At 64.1% G+C, this 20654-nt stretch carries 15 protein-coding genes; 12 read left to right on the forward strand and 3 right to left on the reverse strand.

The window, feature by feature from the left end; all coding sequences use genetic code 11:
• Nucleotides 1-65 precede the first annotated feature (65 nt).
• The 3 genes from tssC to tssA are packed head-to-tail and all read right to left on the reverse strand — an operon-like array spanning nucleotide 66 to nucleotide 3145.
• Nucleotides 66-1562 (reverse strand): type VI secretion system contractile sheath large subunit, encoded by a 1497-nt coding sequence (tssC, locus tag FIV35_RS02940; RefSeq protein WP_034101507.1) that lies wholly within the window; start codon nucleotides 1560-1562, stop codon nucleotides 66-68.
• Between the two features lie 2 nt (nucleotides 1563-1564).
• Nucleotides 1565-2071, reverse strand: coding sequence for a type VI secretion system contractile sheath small subunit (tssB, locus tag FIV35_RS02945; protein WP_034101506.1), 507 nt, complete (start codon nucleotides 2069-2071; stop codon nucleotides 1565-1567).
• 54 nt (nucleotides 2072-2125) lie between these two features.
• Complete coding sequence (gene tssA, locus FIV35_RS02950) at nucleotides 2126-3145, reverse strand: type VI secretion system protein TssA (RefSeq protein ID WP_034139833.1); 1020 nt, start codon at nucleotides 3143-3145, stop codon at nucleotides 2126-2128.
• Between the two features lie 394 nt (nucleotides 3146-3539).
• On the opposite strand from tssA, the gene tagH reads away from it, so the two are divergent.
• From tagH to tagQ, 12 genes are all read left to right on the forward strand, one after another.
• Nucleotides 3540-4901, forward strand: a complete 1362-nt coding sequence (tagH, locus tag FIV35_RS02955) for a type VI secretion system-associated FHA domain protein TagH (RefSeq protein WP_034139832.1) — start codon at nucleotides 3540-3542, stop codon at nucleotides 4899-4901.
• Nucleotides 4902-4951: 50 nt separating this feature from the next.
• The gene (gene tssJ / locus FIV35_RS02960; RefSeq protein ID WP_034139831.1) at nucleotides 4952-5461 is read left to right on the forward strand and encodes a type VI secretion system lipoprotein TssJ; all 510 of its coding nucleotides are present in this window, start codon (nucleotides 4952-4954) and stop codon (nucleotides 5459-5461) included.
• A gap of 15 nt (nucleotides 5462-5476) precedes the next feature.
• Nucleotides 5477-6811 (forward strand): type VI secretion system baseplate subunit TssK, encoded by a 1335-nt coding sequence (gene tssK / locus FIV35_RS02965; protein WP_034101502.1) that lies wholly within the window; start codon nucleotides 5477-5479, stop codon nucleotides 6809-6811.
• A 6-nt stretch (nucleotides 6812-6817) separates the two neighbouring features.
• Nucleotides 6818-8107: a DotU family type VI secretion system protein gene (locus FIV35_RS02970; protein WP_034101501.1), complete on the forward strand. Its 1290-nt coding sequence runs from the start codon at nucleotides 6818-6820 to the stop codon at nucleotides 8105-8107.
• Nucleotides 8104-11604 (forward strand): type VI secretion system membrane subunit TssM, encoded by a 3501-nt coding sequence (tssM, locus tag FIV35_RS02975; RefSeq protein WP_034139830.1) that lies wholly within the window; start codon nucleotides 8104-8106, stop codon nucleotides 11602-11604. The genes FIV35_RS02970 and tssM overlap by 4 nt, the downstream gene beginning before the upstream one ends.
• Entirely contained in the window at nucleotides 11601-12254 is a 654-nt protein-coding gene (tagF, locus tag FIV35_RS02980) for a type VI secretion system-associated protein TagF (RefSeq protein ID WP_034139829.1), read from the forward strand. Before tssM ends, tagF begins: the two co-directional genes overlap by 4 nt.
• Nucleotides 12255-12974: a PP2C family protein-serine/threonine phosphatase gene (locus FIV35_RS02985; RefSeq protein WP_034115462.1), complete on the forward strand. Its 720-nt coding sequence runs from the start codon at nucleotides 12255-12257 to the stop codon at nucleotides 12972-12974. It abuts the gene before it with no gap.
• Nucleotides 12971-15973 (forward strand): serine/threonine-protein kinase, encoded by a 3003-nt coding sequence (locus FIV35_RS02990; RefSeq protein WP_034139828.1) that lies wholly within the window; start codon nucleotides 12971-12973, stop codon nucleotides 15971-15973. Before FIV35_RS02985 ends, FIV35_RS02990 begins: the two co-directional genes overlap by 4 nt.
• Nucleotides 15973-16677 (forward strand): ABC transporter ATP-binding protein, encoded by a 705-nt coding sequence (locus FIV35_RS02995; RefSeq protein WP_034139827.1) that lies wholly within the window; start codon nucleotides 15973-15975, stop codon nucleotides 16675-16677. The genes FIV35_RS02990 and FIV35_RS02995 overlap by 1 nt, the downstream gene beginning before the upstream one ends.
• A complete protein-coding gene (locus tag FIV35_RS03000) occupies nucleotides 16677-17861 on the forward strand; it encodes an ABC transporter permease family protein (protein WP_034139826.1) in 1185 nt (394 codons plus the stop codon). The genes FIV35_RS02995 and FIV35_RS03000 overlap by 1 nt, the downstream gene beginning before the upstream one ends.
• Entirely contained in the window at nucleotides 17854-19566 is a 1713-nt protein-coding gene (locus FIV35_RS03005; RefSeq protein WP_034139825.1) for a formylglycine-generating enzyme family protein, read from the forward strand. Before FIV35_RS03000 ends, FIV35_RS03005 begins: the two co-directional genes overlap by 8 nt.
• Nucleotides 19567-19650: 84 nt before the next feature.
• Complete coding sequence (gene tagQ / locus FIV35_RS03010) at nucleotides 19651-20574, forward strand: type VI secretion system-associated lipoprotein TagQ (protein WP_034115457.1); 924 nt, start codon at nucleotides 19651-19653, stop codon at nucleotides 20572-20574.
• Nucleotides 20575-20654: the final 80 nt, after the last annotated feature.

The raw sequence follows: 20654 nt of genomic DNA on the forward strand, positions 1-20654 counted from the left end.
GGGCAGTGCTTTTGTGTGGGAGGGGGGCACACCCCCTCCTACACAAGAGCCGGCTCATCTGTGGGTTAGGCGCTTTTCGCCGAAGGCAGCTTCGACACCAGACGCAACGACACGGTCAGCCCTTCGAGCTGGTAGTGCGGGCGCAGGTAGAACTTGGAGTTGTAGTAACCCGGGTTGCCTTCCACTTCTTCCACGATCACCTCGGCGGCCGCCAACGGGTGCTGGGCTTTGGTGGTTTCGGTGGAGTGCGCCGGATCGCCGTCCACGTAGTTGAGGATCCAGTCCTGCAACCAGCGCTGCATCTCGTCCTTCTCTTTGAAGGAACCGATCTTGTCGCGCACGATGCACTTCAAGTAGTGGGCGAAACGGCAGGTGGCGAACAGGTACGGCAGACGCGCGGCCAGGTTGGCGTTGGCGGTGGCGTCCGGATCGTCGTATTCGGCGGGTTTCTGCAACGATTGCGCGCCGATGAAGGCGGCGAAATCGGTGTTTTTCTTGTGCAGCAGCGGCATGAAACCGTTCTTCGCCAGCTCCGCTTCGCGACGGTCGCTGATAGCGATCTCGGTCGGGCACTTCATGTCCACGCCACCATCGTCGGTAGGGAACGTGTGGGCCGGCAGGTTTTCCACTTCACCGCCGGACTCCACGCCACGGATGCGCGAGCACCAGCCGTAGTGTTTGAACGAACGGTTGATGTTCACCGCCATCGCGTAAGCGGCGTTGGCCCAGGTGTACTTGGAGCTGTCGGCACCGTCGGTGTTTTCTTCGAACGCGAAGGCTTCCACCGGATCGGTCTTGGCGCCATACGGCAGGCGCGCCAGGAAGCGCGGCATGGTCAGGCCGATGTAGCGCGAGTCTTCCGATTCACGCAACGAACGCCAGCCGGCGTATTCCGGGGTGGTGAAGATCTTGGTCAGGTCGCGCGGGTTCGACAGTTCCTGCCACGAGCCCATGCCCATCACGGTCGGCGATGCCGCAGCGATGAATGGCGAGTGCATGGCGGCGCAGACTTTCGACAACTCGCCCAGCAGCTCGACGTCCGGTGGCGACTGGTCGAAGTAGTAGTCGCCCACCAGGCAGCCGTACGGCTCGCCGCCGAACTGGCCGTATTCTTCTTCGTACATCTTCTTGAAGATCGGGCTCTGGTCCCACGCGGTGCCCTTGAATTTCTTCAGGGTCTTGTGCAGGTCCGGCTTGGAGATATTGAGCACACGGATCTTGAGCTGCTCATCGGTCTCGGTGTTGTTGACCAAGTAGTGCAGGCCACGCCAGGCGCTTTCCAGCTGCTGGAAGTCCGGGTGGTGGATGATCTGGTTGACCTGGGCGGTCAACTTGGCGTCGATGGCAGCGATGATCGATTCGATCGACTTGATCGCGTCGTTGGACACCAGATCGGTCTGCGCCAGGGCTTGTTCGGCCAAGGTGCGCACGGCGGTTTCCACGGCTTCGCGGGCACGTTCGGTCTTGGGCTTGAATTCCTGCATCAGCAAGGATGCGAATTCGCTGGTTTCTTCAGTGGCGCCCAGGCTCTGGACGCCTTCGCGTGCGGTGTTGTCGGTCATGATTACTGATCCCCTGCAGGCTTCGGCGCGCTGGCAAGTGCCTGAAGCAGTGCCGGGTCCTTGATTGCCTTCATGATGATTTCTTCAGCGCCGGTCTTGCCGTCCATGTAGGTCAGCAGATTGGCCAGCTGGGTGCGGGCTTCGAGCAACTGGTTCAGCGCGTCGACCTTGCGGGCCACGGCGGCCGGGCTGAAGTCGTCCATGCTTTCGAAGGTCATGTCCAGGCTCAGGTTGCCTTCGCCGGTCAGTTCGTTCGGCACATGGAATGCTACGCGCGGTTGCATGGCCTTGAGGCGCGAGTCGAAGTTGTCGACATCCACTTCAAGGAACTTGCGGTCGGCCACGGGCGCCAGCGGCTCGGCAGGCTTGCCGGCGAGGTCGGCCATCACACCCATCACGAAGGGCAGCTGGACCTTTTTCTCGGCGCCGTAGAGCTCGACGTCGTACTCGATCTGCACTCGAGGCGCGCGGTTGCGCGCGATGAATTTCTGAGAACTTTGCTTCGCCACGTTGCTGCTCCTGGTCGCTTGAGCGACGGTGTTGTTACTGCACAGCCGGGCGGCTTACTCGCCGTCCGGGCCGCGCAGGTTTTCAAATTGGGACATGCCGTCGGGGATCAGGTTGCGCACGATCGCTTCGAAATCGGCATGGACCAGATTTTTGGCCCGGTTCAACAACACCGGCAGCGGGCTCGAAGGCTCGTGCCGGGTGTAATACGCAAGGATTTTGTCGAGGCTGCGCAGCACGTCGTCGCGGCTGGCGATATCGCCAACCGGGCGTGGCGCCGCTGGGGCAGGGGCGAAGTCGACCGAGGGGGCATTGTCTTCACTGACGGCCTCGGGTTCGCTGCTGCTGTCGGTACCGGGTACCGCCTGATTGAGGACTTGCAGCGCTTGCTTGAGTGGCTGCTTCAATGCGCTCAGGTCCACGCCCTGGGCGGAACCGACTTGTTCGTTGACCTGTTGTTCAATGGCTTCGCAGGCCGCTCGTGCGGTGCTCAAGGCGTCGCGGGTGGCTTGCAGGTGGTCGGGTTCGCTGTCGAGGAACGCCGCGTTGAGCTGCTGGGCGCCCAGTTGTTCATCCGGAAAGTGCATCAGGCCGCTGGCATTGAGCGCGGCGCGCAGGCTCACGGGGCCGAAGGTGCGCGAGCGCGTGAGGATGCTTTCGCGCAGCAAGCGAATGGTCGCGTCGCTGGTCAGGCCGGCCAGTGCATTGATGCGCACGGTGGGGTCGTTATCGTCGTCGGCGTCCAGGCGCGGGTGCAAGTCGGCCCAGTATTCGCGCAGCAGTGCGTCGATCAGCGTGAGGACTTCGGCCAGACCGGCCACGCCCTGCAGGGCCAGGGAACTTTGCAATAGAAAATGGGTGATGCGCAGGTCTTTGCTGCGCTGCAGCAAGTCGAGGCTCTGCTGCTGGATGCTGCGCCATTCCGGCGGTTCGGCGGGCAGGATGGCATCGCCCATGCTGCGCTCGGGTTGGCCCTTGGCATCACGCTCTAGCTGGAGAAAATCCGCGTCATATTCCATGTCTTCGCCACATGGCGAGTTCGCGGAAACGGCGGCGAGCAGCAAAGGCACATCCACTGAAATCGATCTCCCTATCGGCCCGTTAAATGCCGGGCAATTCATGCATTAGTTGCGCGAGGAACTTTGCATGTTTTCTTGGTCATATAAGCACACTGCTATTAATGTGCCATCACTGGTGTTCAAGAAGTTGTGCATTTTTGGTGTAGTACTTATGCCTTGTCAAGGTAAGCTATTCGCCCTCTGTGACAGATGTGCGGTGCTTAACAACCTGTACGACTGATGGGTCGAAGCACGTACCGAGGCAGGATTTTTGTCATGCGGCCCAGTTAAGATCAGCGATCATGCTGGCAACTGCGGGTTGTGAAGGGTCGATTGCACGACCTGATGGGGATTTCCCGGCAATGTTCGGCCCGGGAATCGACCGCGCGCGAAGTATCAGCAAGGAGGCAAGATGTCGCTGTGTTTGACTATCACTAGTTATCACAAGATTACCCCCGGGCAATGTCCCGAAAAGTCCATGAATCAGGGCTCGATGGCGATCGGCCGCAGCTCGGATAATGACTGGGTATTGCCTGATCCCGAGCGCCTCGTGTCTTCCCAACATTGCGTTATTCAATACAAAGACGGCCGTTATTATTTAACCGATAACAGTACAAACGGTGTGGAGTTGGTTAACGCCGGTATTCGTATGCGCCGTGGCAATAGCGAACCTCTGCAGGACGGCGAGCTGATCCGCATCGGCGACTACGAAATCCAGGCACGCATTGATTTCAGCGTGCAAGCGGTTGAAAGCCAACCCTTTGCCGGTGAGTCGCCGAACAGCTTCGAAGCGCTGATGGGGGCCGTTGCCAGCCCCTCGGTGCCCGCGCCCATGCCGACGCCGGTGATCGCGCCGCAGTTCCAGGGCGCCTCGTCGATGGACACGCTGCCGGACCTGTTTGACTTCCTCAGCCCCACCGCCGTGCCGCCGCCCACCGTGGCCGACCACGTCCCCAGCGAACAACACGATTTCCGCCCGCCGACGCCGGTCAGTGTGCCGATGGCAGAACCGCCGCTGGTGTCCGCTTCGGTGATCCCCGAAGACTGGGACCTGCTCAGCGACGCGCCGCCGCCGATTATCAGCGCGCCGGCACCGGCACCGATGCCATCACCGCCACCGCCGTCACCGCCGCTGACTCCGTCCGCCCCTGCGCCCGACGTAGCACCGCCGGTGGCCAGCGCCGGGCAGCCGGACTTGCTGCAAGCCTTCCTTCGTGGCGCTGGCCTGGACCAGCTGCGCCTGGACAAGGCCGACGCTTGCGCGCAGATGGAAAGCATCGGCCGCAGCTACCGGCTGATGGTCGAAGGTCTGATCGATGTCCTGCGCGCCCGGGCCAGCCTCAAGGGCGAGTTCCGCATGCAGCAGACCATGATCCAGCCGGCTGAAAACAATCCGTTGAAATTCGCACCGAATGCCGATGAAGCGTTACTGCTGTTGCTGCGTCACGGCAACCAAGCGTTTATGGCGCCGGATGTCGCCGTGCGGGAAAGTTTCGACGACCTGCGCGCCCACCAGTTGGCGGTGATGGCGGGTGTAGAAGCGGCGATCAAACACCTGCTCAAGCGCTTCGAACCGGCGCAACTCGAAGAGCGCATGGGCAAGCCCGGCGGGCTCTCGGGTATTTTCAGCGGTTCGCGCCAGGCCCAGTACTGGCAGCAGTTCACCGAGCTTTACAGCAATATTTCCCGTGAGGCCCAGGAGGATTTCCAGGACCTGTTCGGCCGCGAATTCAGCCGGGCCTACGAAGAACACAGCGCCCGACAGCGGCGTTGACCGCCACACACGGATTAACGGATAGCTAAGTACGTCATTGAGGACGCAGGATGATTCCCAGGTTTTTACTCGCAGTCGCCACCGCGCTGCTGCTGACGGCGTGTGCCAAAGATGCCGCCAAACCCGACACCGCCGCCGAGGCTGACGCCGATACCGCGGCGGTCGAGCTGCACTTCCATGCGATTGCCGGGCTCAACCCCGGCGCCAATGGCCAGGCCGCGCCGGTACGGGTGCGGATTTTCGAACTGAAGAACGCCGCCACCTTTGCCCGTTCCGACTATTTCTCCCTGGCCGACCGCGCGCAATCGACCCTGGGCCTGGACCTGCTGGACCAGGACGAAGTGACGGTCCAGCCCGGCCAGCAATTGAGCATTCAGCGCGACCTCGACCCGTCTACGCGCCAGATCGGTTTGCTGGTGGGCTACCGCGAACTCGACCGCGCGCAGTGGCGCACGGTGATCAACGTGCCGGCGCGTCAGTACACCGAATACCAGATCAGCCTCGATGTGCGTGCGGTGCGCGCCGACGTCGTGGTTACCCCATCCAGCCCTGCCCAATAAGCAATCGGAGCCCCCATGTCCTGGAACAATCGCGTGGTCTGGTCGGAAGGCATGTTCATCGGAACGCAGCACTTCCAGCAGCATGACCGTTACCTGGAAAACCTGATCGACGCCCGCAGCCGCCCGTTGTCCGCCGGTGCCTGGGGCTTTTCCGAGTTGCTGATCGACCAGGGCCTGTTGGCCCAGGGCAAGCTGGCCATCGTCACGGCGCGGGGCCTGTTGCCTGACGGCACGCCGTTCAATATCCCTCAGGACGACCTGGCGCCGAGCCCGCTGAACATCGATGACAGCCTGCGTGACGGCCTGGTGTACCTGGCCCTGCCGCTCAAGCGTGCCGGCGTGCGCGACACCGTCGACGAAGGCGAGGCCCTGGAAGCCGCACGTTACGTGAGCCAAGTGCGTGAAGTGCGCGACGACAACGCGCCGTTCGAAAACCGCGCGCCGGTGGCCGTAGGCTCTCGCGCTCTGCGCCTGTTGACCGCCCAGGATGGCATCAGCGATTACGCGGCCATCGGCGTGGTACGCATCAAGGAAAAACGTGCCGACCGCGCGCTGGTGCTCGACGACAGCTACATCCCACCCGTGCTGGACGTGGCCGCAAGCAAACCGCTGACCGCATTTCGCAGCGAACTGCTGGGCCTGTTGCACCAGCGTGGCGAAGCTCTGGCCGGCCGCGTGGTGGCCTCGGGCGCTGGCGGCGCGTCGGAAATCGCCGACTTCATGCTGCTGCAACTGGTCAACCGCGCCCAGCCGCTGATCCAGCATTTCAGCCAGTTGAGCCCGCTGCACCCGGAGCGTTTCTTCAGTGAACTGGTAAGCCTGGCTGGGGAGTTTTCCACGTTCTCCACCTCGGGCCGGCGTCCTCAGGAATACCCGCAGTACCAGCACGACGACCTGGCCGTGAGCTTCGCCCCGGTGATGGCGGCGTTGCGCGAGGCGTTGTCGATGCTGATCGACAGCAAAGCCACGCCGATCCCGATTGTGGAAAAAGCCTACGGCATCCACGTGGCGATGCTGGCCGACAAGACCCTGCTCGACAACGCCAGTTTCATCCTGGTGGTACGTGCCGATGTGCCTGGCGAAACCCTGCGCGCGCGCTTCGGCCAGCAGAGCAAAGTGGGTTCGGTGGAGCACATCCGCGACATGGTCAACCTGCAACTGCCGGGCATCGGCCTGGTGCCGTTGCCGGTGGCGCCGCGCCAACTGCCGTACCACGCGGGCTCGACCTATTACGAACTGGACCGGGGCAGCGAGCACTGGCAGCAACTGAGCAATTCCGGTGGTTTTGCTTTCCATATCGCCGGGCAATTCCCGGGCTTGAACCTGGCCTTCTGGGCGATCCGAGGATAATCCGCGATGCATCCCAATGATGACGACCGCACCCAGTTCATGCCGCGCCCGGGTGGCCGTGCGCCGGAACCCGCGCGTGCAGAGCCCGCGCCTTTGTCAGTGCCCGCCGCGCCGATGCTCACCGGCAAGAGCCAGGGCCTCAACCCGCTGGAAAGCGCCGCCGGCCCGCTGCTGGCATTGCTGACGCGGCTGCGCAACACCATCGCCCACCCGGCGCCGGCCAGTCTGCGCGCGCAACTGTTGGCCTACCTGCGCCAGTTCGAAGAGCGTGCCGAGGCCGCCGGCGTGGCGCGCAACGAAGTGCTGCTGGCGCGCTATGCGCTGTGTACCGCCCTGGATGAGGCGGTGCTGAGCACGCCGTGGGGCAGCACCAGCGAGTGGGGCAAGCAGAGCCTATTGATCACCGTGCATAACGAAGCCTGGGGCGGCGAAAAAGTCTTCCAGTTGCTCGACCATTGCCTGCAAAGCCCACGGGAGCGCTTGTACCTGTTGGAGCTGTTGTACCTGTGCATGTGCCTGGGTTTCGAAGGTCGCTACCGCGTGATGAACGACGGCCGCAGCCAGTTGGAAGCCTTGCGCGAGCGCACCGCTGCGGCGATTCGCAGCGCCCGTGGCGAGCACGAGCGCGAGTTGTCGCCGCATTGGCGCGGCGTGACCGTGGCGCGAGATCGCCTGGCGCAATTTATGCCGCCGTGGATCGCCGTGGCCATCGGCCTGGCGCTGCTGCTGGCGCTGCTGTTCGTCTTGCGCATGCTACTGGCGGGGCAGGCCGAACCGGTGTTCAAGAATATCCATGCCCTGGGCGAGATCCCGGTGCAGAGCATCGACCGCCCTGTGGCGCAGCCGAAGGTCATCGAACGCCCGCGCCTGGCCGGCTTCCTGGTGGACGACATCAAGGCTGGCCGGGTGGCGGTGGAAGATGCCGTTGACCGCTCGGTGGTGACGATCCGTGGCGACGAACTCTTTGCGTCCGCCAGCTCCAGCATCGTCGATGACTACCAGCCGTTGATGCTGCGCATCGCCGACGCCATCCGCAAGGTCAAGGGCCAGGTGCGCGTGACCGGGCACAGCGATAACCGCCCGATTGCCACGCTGCGCTTCCCATCCAACTGGGCGCTGTCTGAAGCGCGGGCCAAGTCGGTACTGGAGATCCTCGCCGCCAAGACCGGCCAGGGCGAGCGCTTCAGCGCCGAGGGCCGCAGCGACACTGAGCCGGTGGCCACCAACGCCACCGCCGAAGGCCGTGCCCGCAATCGTCGGGTTGAAATCACCGTATTGGCGGAGGGCGTCGAGTGAAGGCGTTTTTCAGTTTTATGATTCGCTGGGTGATCCCGGTACTGGGCCTGATCGCCTTGAGCCTGATCATCTGGTTTGTCGGGCCGTTGCTCGACGTGCTGGTGCCGCAAGGGCGCCGCTGGGCGTTGATCGTCCTGATGTTCGCGGTGTGGATCGCCTATCGCGTGTTCCGCATTATCCAGGCGCGCCGCCAGGCCGCCGAAGTGATGCGCAGCCTGGCGGCGGACGCCCCGGTGGACCCCAACAGCGTGGCCACCGCCGAAGAACTCGCCACCCTGCGCCAGCGCATGGACGAGGCCCTGGCGCTGCTCAAGAAAGCCAAACTTGGCGGCGACGAGCGGCGCAACCTCTACGAACTGCCGTGGTACGTGATCATCGGCCCGCCGGGTTCGGGCAAGACCACCGCACTGGTCAACTCCGGCCTGCACTTCCCGCTGGCCGCGCAGTTGGGCGCCGGGGCGGTGCGTGGCGTCGGCGGTACGCGTAACTGCGACTGGTGGTTCACCGACCAGGCCGTATTGCTCGACACCGCCGGCCGCTACACCACCCAGGACAGCAACTCGGCGGTGGATAAAGCCGCGTGGCTGGGCTTTCTCGACCTGCTGAAAAAACAACGCTCGCGCCGCCCCATTGACGGCGCATTCATTGCGATCAGCCTTTCGGATTTGCTGCTCGGCACCGACGCCGAGCGCGCCGCCCACGCGGCGGCGATTCGCCTGCGGATCCAGGAGCTGTACACGCAATTGGGCGTGCGGTTCCCGATCTACCTGATGTTGACCAAACTCGATTTGGTCCCCGGCTTCATGGAGTTTTTCGACAACCTGAGCAAGGAAGAGCGCGCCCAGGTGTGGGGCATGACCTTTGCCCTGGACGACGGCAAAAGCACCGACAGCCCGCTGGCGCATCTGCAAAGCGAGTTCGCCGGCCTGGAACAGCGCCTCAACGAACGCTTGGTGGAACGCCTGCAACAGGAGCGCGACCCGTCGCGGCGCGACCTGATCTACGGCTTCCCGCAGCAATTCGGGGCCTTGAAGGATTGCCTGCAAAGCTTCCTCGAAGGCGTGTTCAAACCCAACGCGTTTGAAGAGCGTGTGTTGCTGCGCGGCGTGTATTTCACCAGCGGCACCCAGGAAGGCAGCCCTATCGACCGCCTGATCGGCGCCATGGCCCAGAGCATGAACCTGGACCGCCAGCACTTGGCGCGCCAGAGTGGCACCGGGCGCAGCTACTTCATCGAAAAACTGTTCACCGCCGTCGCCTTTGCCGAACGTGGCCTGGTGGGCGTCAATCCCAAGGTCGAGCGGCGTCGCAAGTGGATCGCGCGCGGTGTCCTCGCGGCCACCGTGGCCCTGGTGGTGGTGGTCAGCGGCCTGTGGTGGGTCAGTTATCGCGCCAACCAGGCTTATATCGCTCAGGTCGACCAGAAGGTCGCGCCCCTGGGCCAGACCGTGCAAAACCTCAGCCCGGCACAGCGCGACGTGCTTGCGGTGCTGCCGCTGCTCAATGCGGTGAAGAACCTGGCGGGGGATTCGCCGAGTTGGTCCGAGGGCCTGGGGCTGTATCAGGGCGACATGCTCGAAGCCGAGTCCGCCAGCGTCTACCGCAAATTGTTGATTGCCGTATTCGCCCCGCGACTGGTGACGCGCATCGAGGAACAACTGCACGGCGGCGGCAATTCCGACTACCTCTACGAAGGCCTCAAGGCCTACCTGATGCTCGCCGACAGCGAGCACTACGACCCGGACTTCATCAAGGCGTGGATCGCCCTGGACTGGGACCGCAACCTGCCACGGGACCTGCCGGCCGATCAGCGCCAGGCGCTGACCGGGCACTTGCAGGCCCTGTTCGAACGCCATCCGCCGAACGCACGCCTGGACCCGCGCCTGATCGACGACCTGCGTCGGCAACTGCAACAACTGCCGGTAGCACAGCGCGTATATGACCGGGTCAAGCGCCAGAAACTGCCCGACGGTATCCCGGACTTTCGCATCAACGAAGCCGCCGGGCGTGATGCCGCGCTGGTGTTCAGCCGCAAGAGCGGCAAGCCTCTGGGCGAGCCGTTGAGTGGGTTCTTTACCGCCAAGGGTTATCGTCAGGCCTTCCTGCTGAGCAGCCTGAACCAGACCGGCACCCTCGCCGAAGAACAGTGGGTGCTGGGCCACGAACAGGCCGATCAACAGAACGTGGTGAGCCTGGCCGCCGATGTGCGGCGCCTGTATTTCCAGGACTACCAGCGCCAATGGGACGCCTTGCTGGCGGACATCGACTTTGTGCCGATCACCAGCGTGGCCCAGGCCGCCGACGTGCTGCGGGTGATCTCCGGCCCGACGTCGCCACTGAAAAAACTGCTGGTGGCGGTGGCCAAGGAAACCGATCTGCAAGCCGAAGAACGCCAACTGGCCGCCAAAGGCGTGCCGGTCGAAGGCGGCGTCGACAAGCTCAAGGAGCGCCTCGGCAGTCTGCTGGGGCAGGAGCAAGCTACGGCCAACGCGCCGGCGGCGACAGACGATCCAGTCACTGCGCACTTTGCCGAACTCAACAGCATCGTCAGCAAGAATGAAGGCGAACCGGCGGCCATCGACGGCCTGCTGGCGGACATGAATGCGCTGTATGTGCAGGTCAGCGCCATGGTCGGCGCCAGCGGCGATGCGTTGCTCGGCGAGGCGAAGAACCAGGCGGCGGCTGCGGCCACACGGGTCAGCCTGAATGCCGAGCGCCAGCCGCCGCTGGTGCAGGGCATGGTCAAGTCGGTGGTCAATTCCACCACCAACAGCATGATGGGCGGGGTGCGTAACCAACTGAACGCGGCGTGGGTCAGCGAAGTGGTCAACGTGTACCGCCAGTCGCTGGCCGGGCGTTACCCGATGTCGCCGGGCAGCGCACGGGACGCCACCCTGGATGACTTCGGCCAGTTCTTCGGCGTGGGCGGGGTGATGGACAACTACTTCCGCAAATACCTGCAACCCTACGTGGACACCTCCGCGCAGACCTGGCGCTGGCAGCCGGGCGCGGCGCAGAAACTGGGGATCGCGCCGGGCGTGCTGCAAACCTTCCAGCGTGCCGCGACGATTCGCGATGCGTTCTTCCGCTCTGGCGGCACCCAACCGATTGTGCGGTTCGAGCTTAAACCGGTGTCGATGGACCCGAGCATCACCCAGTTCCTGCTCGACCTCGACGGACAGCAACTGAGCTACGACCATGGCCCGAGCCGCCCGGTGGCGATGCAATGGCCGAACCCGGGCAGCATTGGCGTGGTGCGTATTTCCATCATGCCGCCATCGGCCAGTGGCCGTTCGGGCGTGACCCTCGACGGCCCGTGGGCGTGGTTCCGCCTGCTGGAACAGTCGGACCTGACCCCCGGCAACTCGCCGGACCGTTTCAACCTGCGCCTGCGGGTCGACGGTGCGAGCATCGCGTACGAGCTGCGCGCCAACAGTGCTTTCAACCCGTTCAAGAGTCGCGTGCTCAGCGGCTTCAGCCTGCCGGAGCGGCTATGACGACGTTGGGTTTCTACGGCAAATTGGCCAGCCGTGGCGATTTCGTCAGCCGCGCTTTGCCCCAGAGTTTTATCGGCCCGTGGGACAGCTGGCTGGCGGCGGGGTTGCTCGCCAGCCAGAACAGCCTGGGCGGTGACTGGCTCAATGCTTACCTGGTCAGCCCGCTGTGGCGCTTTGTGCTGGCGCCGGGTGTGTGCGGGCCGGACGCCGCCGCAGGTGTGGTGATGCCGAGCATTGACAGGGTCGGGCGGTATTTCCCGCTGGCAGTGGTGGCGCTGCTGGATCACGACGCCAACCCCGCCTCGCTGGTGGGGGGGCCGGACGCCTGGTTCGAGCAGGCCGAGCAATTGCTGCTCGGCACCCTGGACAGCGGCGCAACCTTCGAAGGCTTCAACGAGGGCCTCGACCGCTTGGGCGTGCCAACCACTGAACCGCGTGCACTCGACAGCCGCTTTGCAGGCTTGCAACGCGTCGCCGCGACCGTGCCCCAAGGGCGACTGGCCGCGCTGGCCGAACAGGCCTGCGAGGGCGCCAGCCTGTGGTGGGGCCGAGGCTCGCAACAGATTTCTCCTGGTTTATTGCGGTGTCAGGGCCTGCCTGCCGCCAGCGATTTTGCGCAGTTTTTGCTCGGACAAGAAGGTGTGGTGTAGATGGGGTCGACGTACAAATCCGCGAGCAAAAGCCATGTGGGCATGGTGCGCCAGGTCAACGAAGACGCCTGCCTGGACCTGCCGGAGAACCGCCTGTGGGTGGTGGCCGACGGCATGGGCGGGCATGCGGCGGGGGATTATGTCAGCAGCCTGATTGTCGACAGCCTGCGCAATGTGCCGCTGGGGCGCTCGCTGGATGAATACACGGCGGCGCTGCGCAATGATTTGGTGCGCATCAACGCCGCCGTGCGCGAAGAGACCGCCCACCGTGGCGTGACCATGATGGGCAGCACCGTGGTGCTCCTCGCCGCTCGTGGCCTGCGTGGCGTATGCCTGTGGGCCGGCGACAGTCGCCTGTATCGCCTGCGCGATGGTGTGCTCGAAGGCATCTCCCGCGACCACAGCTACGTGCAAGACCTGCAAGACAGCGGCCTGCTCAGCGAAGCCGAAGCCCGTGTGCATCCGCGCGCCAACATCGTCACCCGCGCCATCGGCGTGGAAGCGCACCTGAACCTGGCGACAGTCGACCTGCTGATCGCCCCGGGGGACACCTACCTGCTGTGCAGCGATGGCCTGAACAAGACCGTCGAAGACCATGAGATCCGCGAAGTGCTCGGCCATGACACGCCGGATGAAATCGTGCGCAGCCTGGTGCACCTGGGCCTCAACCGCGGCGCGCCGGACAACATCACCGCCATCGTCGTGAAGGTATCGGCATGAACATCCTGATTCCGGGTTATGACATCGAAGGCGAGATCGGCGAAGGCGCCATGGCCAGCGTGTACTTGGCGACCCAGCGCTCGCTGGAGCGCAAGGTGGCCTTGAAGGTAATGGCAGCGGCCCTGGCGGCCGACCCGAGCTTCTGCGAGCGCTTCCTGCGCGAGGGCAAGACCCTGGCGCGCCTGTCCCACCCCCACACCGTGACCATCCATGACATCGGCAATGTCGGTGAGCTGTACTACATGGCCATGGAATACCTGCCCAACGGCACGCTCAAGGAGCGCATCGCCGCTGGCATGACGCCTGAGCAGGGCGTGACGTTGATTCGCCAGATTGCTTCGGCCTTGGGTTACGCCCATGCCCAGGGCCTGGTGCACCGCGACGTCAAACCGGCGAACATCCTGTTCCGCGCCGATGGCACGGCGGTGCTGTCGGACTTCGGCATCGCCAAGTCCCTGGACGACCGCACCCAATTCACCCAGGCCGGTTTCGCCGTGGGCACCCCGAGCTACATGAGCCCGGAGCAGGCGCGCGGCCAGGAGATCGACGGGCGTGCCGACCTCTACGCCCTCGGCGTGGTGCTGTATGAAATTCTGGTGGGCGAGCTGCCGTACAACGGCACCGATGCGCTTTCCACCGCCCTGGCCCACCTGACCGAACCGTTGCCGGAATTGCCGGTGCATCACGGCCGCTATCAAGGCGTGTTGCGCAAGTTGCTGGCCAAAGATCCCGCCGACCGTTTCCCGGATGCGGCGGCGTTGCTGCTGGCGCTGGACCAACTGCCGGCGGATTCGCCGGAAGCCACGCTGGTGCGGCCGGTGGCTCTGCCGCTCAGTTTCGACCTGGCGGGGATGACGCCGGAATCCATCGAGATTCCTACCGGCAAACCAGAGCCACAGCCCACGCCGCCGCCAGCGCGTCAGCCGGTGGTCACCCCGACCCAGCACGGCGAGCAACGGCGCGGACCGGTATTGGCATTGGCGGCCGTGGCGGTCGCGGTGGCATTGGCCATCGGTGGAGCCAGTTATTGGTGGATGAGTCGCAGCGATACGCCAGTGCCGCCGCCTACCGCCAGCCAGCCGAAACCACCACAAACGCCGACTGCGCCGCCAGAGGTCAAACCGGCAGTGGCCGAAGCGGACGGCGGCGGCCGCCCGTTGCTGATGGCGGGCAAGAAAACCTTGTTCCAGCGCGTGCTGAGCAAGCCCGGCGCGAAACTCTCCAGCGACGCCGGCAGTGCGCCGGGCAAGGCGCTGCCGGCGTTCTCCGTGCTGTACGTGTACCAGCGTAAAGACGTGGGTGGCCAACCGTGGGTTCGCGTCGGCGCCGCCACCGATGGTCGCAGCGACGGTTGGTTACCGGCCACTCAGGTCAGCGACTGGAAGCAGAGCCTGGTGCTCAAGTTCACCGAACGCTCGGGCCGCGCGCCGGTGATGTTCCTGCGTCAATCCGGCGAAGTGGAGAAATTGCTCGCCGACCCCGCCGCCGCCAAAAACGTGCTGGCCAAGGCGCAGAAAAATAGTGAAGACAACGGCCAGGTGCTGGCCTTGGAACCGGCCGCCAGCGCGGTGCCGCAGAACCAGTTTTATCTGCTGCCGATCTTCGATTCCAAAGAAAGCTTCGACGAAAACGGCCAGCCGGTGCAGTTGCTTAACGTGGCCTCCATCGACCCCGGCAGCAGCCCCGTGGCCAAGCCCGCAACGCCGGTACTCAACGCCAACGCCGATGCGTTTCGCACGGCCGTGGTGTTGGTGGTGGACACCACTGTGTCGATGCAGCCGTATATCGACCAGGTCCGCGACGTGGTACACGAACTGCAAACCCGCATCGCCGAACGTGGCGAGCTGGACAGCGTGAGCTTCGGGTTGGTGGGCTTTCGTAACAGCATCAAGAAAACCCCTGGCCTGGAATACGTGGCCAAAACCTTGATCACCCTCGATCAGGGCCGCGACCCACAACGCTTTCTCGACATGGCGCGCCAGGTCAAAGCCTCGACGGTCTCCAGCCACTCGTTCAACGAAGATGCGTTTGCCGGGGTAATGCAGGCCGTCGAAGGCATGGACTGGTCCGGCTACGGCGGGCGCATCATCCTGTTGGTGACCGATGCCGGCGCGCTGCGCAAGAACGACCCGTTCGCCGCCACCCAGATGAACGAAGCCGAAGTGCGCCAGGCTGCGTTGGGCAAGCAGATCAAAATCTACGCCTTGCACCTGCGCACCGACGCCGGCAAGAAAACCCACGCCGGCGCCGAAAGCCAATACCGCATTCTTACCGCCGACGCCAACCCACAGATCGGCGACCTCTACACGCCGGTGCCGGGCGGCGACGTACGCAAACTGGGCGAGCGAGTGGATGAGATCGGCACGGTGTTCGCCAACCTTGTTCACCAAGTGCGCAGCAACACACCGCAAGCGGTGCCGACGCTCAGCTCGGCACCAAGCCTGGCGGATAAATCCGCAGCGGTCGGTTATGCGATGCACATGGACTTCCTCGGTCGCAAAACTGCGAGCCAGGCGCCGCAACTGGTCAGCGCCTGGACCGCCGACCGCGACCTGACCAACCCGGCGCTGCCGGCGTTCCAAGTGTGCGTGATGCTGACCAAGCTGCAGCTCAACGATTTGCAGCAATCGCTCAAGCTGATCGTCGACGCCGCGCGCAAAACCCAGACCTCACCCAAAGACTTCTTCCAGGAAATCGCCAGCGCCTCGGCCTACATGAGCCGCGACCCGCAGGCCCTGCGCAAGGGCGGCAACCTGGCCGACGGCGGCATCCTCGGCGAATACCTGGAGGGCCTGCCGTACCGCAGCAAGTCGCTGAACATGACCCAGGATTTGTGGTTGTCGCTGAGCGTGGCCGAGCAGGAAGACTTTATCGACGAGTTGGATTCGAAAATCCGCCTCTACGAAACCTTCCACAACGACGTGGCCAACTGGGTCCGTTTCGGCGATGCCGAGCCGGGCGACGCGTTGTACCGCGTGCCCTTGTCGACGCTGCCGTGATGCTGAACCTGAGCGCCGTGCACAAGAGCCGGGGCGCCGGTAGCCAGCGCTACAGCCTGGTGATCCCGGCGCTGCACCTGCGTGCGGGCGAGCAAGTGGCGATAGTCGGGCCCAGCGGCTGTGGCAAAAGCACCTTGCTGGACCTGCTCGCACTGGTGCTGGCGCCGGATCAGGTAGGCCGCTTTGAGTTCAATCAACAGGACATTGCCGGGCTGTGGCGCGCCGATCAGCAATCGACCTTGGCCCGGTTGCGCAGTCAGCACCTGGGTTACGTGTTGCAAACCGGCGGGCTACTGGGGTTTCTGGATGTGCGCGGCAATATCGCGTTGTCTCGCCAGCTACTTGGCCTGAAGGATGACGGCAGCGTGGCGCGCCTGGCCGACCAATTGGAGATCAGCGATCAGTTGGGCAAGAAGCCTTCGGCGTTGTCGGTGGGCCAGCGCCAGCGCGTCAGCTGTGCCCGTGCCTTGGCCCATGCGCCGCAACTGGTATTGGCGGACGAACCCACGGCGTCCCTCGATCCGTTGAATGCCGAGCGGGTCATGCACGCCTTGCTGGCTCAGGCCCGTGAACATCGGGCCGCCTGTGTGATCGCCACCCACGATGAGCCGTTGGCTCGCGCCAGTGGCTTGCAGGTTCGACGCATTCATTGCCGACGCGATAGCGACGGTGGCGTCACGGCGACGCTGGGGGAGGCCGGTTGATGCGCATCCCTCTGGTGGCGTCGCTCGCCTGGCAGGACTACCGCAACGACGCGTGGCTGTCGGCCTGCTCGGTGCTGGCGTTGGTGGCGGTGATCGCACCGTTGCTGGTGTTATTCGGCCTGAAATTTGGACTGGTCAGCAGTTTGACCGAACGTTTGGAGACGGACCCCGCCACCCGTGAAATTATTCCGCTGGGCGGTGGTCGATTCAGCAGCGCGTTTATCGAGCAACTGGGTCAACGGCCGGACGTGGCGTTCGCTATCCCGCGTACGCGGCAGATTGCGGCCACGGCGCAGGTGGGCACGTTGGTGCTGGAGATGCTGCCGACCGCGCCGGGCGATCCGCTGCTTGGCGGTTTGCCGGTGCCTCAGGGGCTGGAGCAGATCGTCCTGAGCCACACCGCCGCCGAGAAACTCGCGGCCCGGCCCGGTGACTGGCTGGAGACCCGTTTCGCGCGGCAAGTGGCCGGGCGTGTCGAGGCCCGTGATACGCGGTTGCAGGTGCTGGCGGTATTGCCCCTGGAAGCGTTCGCCCGGGACGGCTTGTTCGCCGGGCTGGGCTTGCTCGAAGCGGCGGAAGACTATCGCGACGGCCGTGCGGTGCTGGCGCTGGGGTGGGACGGTGAGGCGGCAGGCGTGGGTGAGCAGCGCGTCTACCCGGCGTTTCGTTTGTATGCGCGCGGCCTCAACGATGTGGAGCCGTTACGAGTGTTTTTTGCGAGGCAGAACATGCTGGTGTCGACCCAGGCGTTGAGCATTGCACAGGTGCAATCCTTGAGTCGCAACCTGTCGATTGTGTTCTGGATCATCGCCGGGTTGGCATTGGCCGGAGCGTTCGCGGCGATTTTCGCCGGTGCCCTGGCCGCGGTGGCGCGCAAGCGTCGAGAATTGTCGGTGCTGCGCCTGCTGGGGTTTTCCACCGGTGCGCTGTTGCTGTTTGTGGTGTTGCAGGCGCTGTACAGCGCGGGGTTTGCCGCCGTGTTCAGCGCCGGGTTATACGGCCTGGCCGAGGCAGGGTTGAATCAATTATTCGTGCAGGTGCCGGGCGAACACGCCAGTCATCTGTTGGCGCATCACTATGGCTTGGCCCTGGTGGCCGTGCTCGGCGTCAGCGCCGTGGCGGCGGCCTGTGGCGGTTGGCGGGTGGCGCGTATCCAGGCTTCTGAAGGGATCAGAGATGTATAAGTTATTGGGCGCCTGTGTGGCGCTGAGCCTGGCCTCCCTGGCCTGGGCCGATGAAGCCAGCGACAAGCTGGACAACCCCAAACCGTTGCCGGATGACGTGAGCCTGCCGCTGCCCTGCGAAGGCAACATGGTGTTCCGCTACGCCTACGTGTTGGCCCAGGGCACTCTCGATGACCGTGAGATCAGCCTCGGTTACCCCTTCAGCGAAGGCGAAGCCGGTTACCAGCAGTCGTTTATCTCCGGCTACCGTCGCGACTTCATCAACGGTCAGTTCACCCTCAAAGACCTGCCCAAGGACTGGAGCAAAGTCATCACGCCGGTGATGCCCAAGACCGACGCCAAAACGCCGCTCAAACCGATGCTGTATTTCATCGGTAAGTACGAAGTGACCGCGCGCCAATACGCCCAGGTGATGGCCCAGGCGCAGTCCCTGGCCAGCGGCGAGCCGGCCCCGGCCTGTGACGCGCCGACCGGCATGGCCGCGCGTTTGCCCAAGGTGAAGTTGTCGCGGTTTGAGGCCGAGCGGTTCTCGGCGGTGTACAGCGCCTGGCTGCTCAAATATCACCGGGATGCGCTGCCGGTCAGTGGTCGCGGCTCGTCCGAGGACGATGGCGGTGTGGGCTTTGTACGCCTACCCACCGAAGTGGAGTGGGAATTCGCCGCCCGTGGCGCCCAGGCCGTGAGCCGTCAGGACCTGGAAGGGCGGCTGTTCCCGCGCCGCACCGAAGGCAGCGACAGTGACGGCCCGCTGGGCGACTACGCTGTCTTCAACCAAGTGGCCGGCGGTACTGGCCAGGCCGCGCGGTTGATGCCCATCGGCACCAAACTGCCCAACCCGATCGGCATGTTCGATGTGATTGGCAACGCTGCGGAAATGGTCCAGGAATCCTTCCAGCTGGTCCACGCCGGCCGCCGTCAGGGCACCTATGGCGGGTTTGTGGTCAAGGGCGGTAATTACCTGGAAGGCGAGGGCACGTTGTTCACCGGCATGCGCCGTGAGTACCCATTGTTCGCCGCCGACGGCACCGAGCAAAGCAACGAGACCACCGGTTTCCGCGTGGCGATTGGCGCACTGTCGGCGCCGCGCTCGCGCTACAAGGAGCTGTTTGCGCAGTGGCAGAAAGAAGGTCGCCTGGCCTCGTTGACCGACGCCATCGACGACGCTCAGGACCCGACCAAGCGCCTGGACAGCATCATCGCCGCCAGCGTCGACCCCAAGCTGCAAGCCGAATTGGGCCTGGTCAACGAGGAACTCAAACGCAACGTATCGCTGATCGCTCAACAGCGCGAAGAAGCGGCGGGCAACCTGATCCAGTCGGCGGCCCTGGTGGCCGAGACCATCAGCAACTACAACATTCGCCTGATCAACTTGCAGAAGAGTCGGCAGCAGGCCTTGGACAACAAAGACGAAGCCAGCGCGCAGTTGTTTGCCACGGCCATCCAGAACGGTCGCAGCGCGCTCGACGGCGCGGTAGCGATCTATATCGACAACCTGGCCACCGGCACCCGCTATACCGATGCGGTGATCCAGGCGCAGTTTCAACGGATCAAGGAAGAGTTGGATCGCAAACCGGTGCTCGGCAAGAGCCTGGTGACGCGCGCAACACTGTTCGTTCGCCATGTCGGCAACTACCGCAAGCAACAGCGGGCCGACCCGGCAACGATCTTGAAGGAATTGCTCGCAGCGAGCGGTCAGCGGTCTTGATCGTTGGCTGTATGGCGAGCTTGGAAGGGACTCAGGCGGCATCGGCCGTGCTGGGCAAGTCAAACTTAGAAGAGAACACAACTTATGCTTTTTTCCCGTAAGGCGGTTTCCAAGCGTCACTTGCTGCTGATCGCAGCCGGTTTCAGCACCGTACTGACCGGTTGCGCCACGTCGCCGGCCTCCAAGGTCGCGTCGAGCACCAAGGTCGAGTACTACCCAAGCTGCTACGAGCCGGTCCAGCACCTGCGTGCCACCGATTCGGACATGACCAAGTCGGTCGTTACCGGCGCGGCCATCGGCGCTGCCGGCGGTGCCCTGCTGGGCGTGTTGAGCGGCGACAAGGACAAGCGCGGCCGTAACGCCGCCATCGGCGCGGCGGGCGGCGCCCTGGCCGGTGGCGCTGCGGGTTACTACACCGAGCGTCAGAAGCAGATTGCCGACGACAACCAGCGCATTGCGTCCTACGCGGCCGACGTCAACAAGAGCGCGTCCGACATCGACCGCAGCACCGCCTACGCCAAAGCCTCGCAGCAGTGCTACCAGAGCGCGTTCACCAAGCTGGTGGCCGATCGCAAAGCCAAGACCGTCAACGACACCGAAGGCCGCAAGCGCCTGGCGGAAATCGTCGCCGGCCTGAAGGAATCCAACGACCTGATCGTAGCGGTCAATGGCAAAGCCGCCGAAGACCTGAACAACTACACCCAGGCTTACGAGAAAGACCTGCAACAGGTCGGTGTGCAGCGTAACGACGTGGTGACCGTGGCCACCGCCGATACCACTCCGGTGGTCGCTCCGACCAAGGGCAAAAAGGCTGTGAAACCGGCCAAAAAGCCAGTGCTGCCGGTGGTGCCGAAAGAAGCCGTCGCTACCGAGAAAACCTTGCAGACCGCGCAGACCAAGCAAGCTGAAAGCAAGCAGGTCGCCAGCGCCGGTAAGGCACAGATCGAAGGCACCTGCCGCGATCCAAACCTGGCCGACTGGGCACCGGTCCCTTGCCCTAACGTTTAAGCAACATGTTGCTATAAGCGTTAAACGCCAGCCGATCTCCCGCTAAAGCGCGAGATCGGTGGCGTTCTTCCGGCAAATCG

This window comes from Pseudomonas rhodesiae, assembly GCF_007858255.1.
Classification (GTDB): Bacteria; Pseudomonadota; Gammaproteobacteria; order Pseudomonadales; family Pseudomonadaceae; genus Aquipseudomonas; species Aquipseudomonas rhodesiae.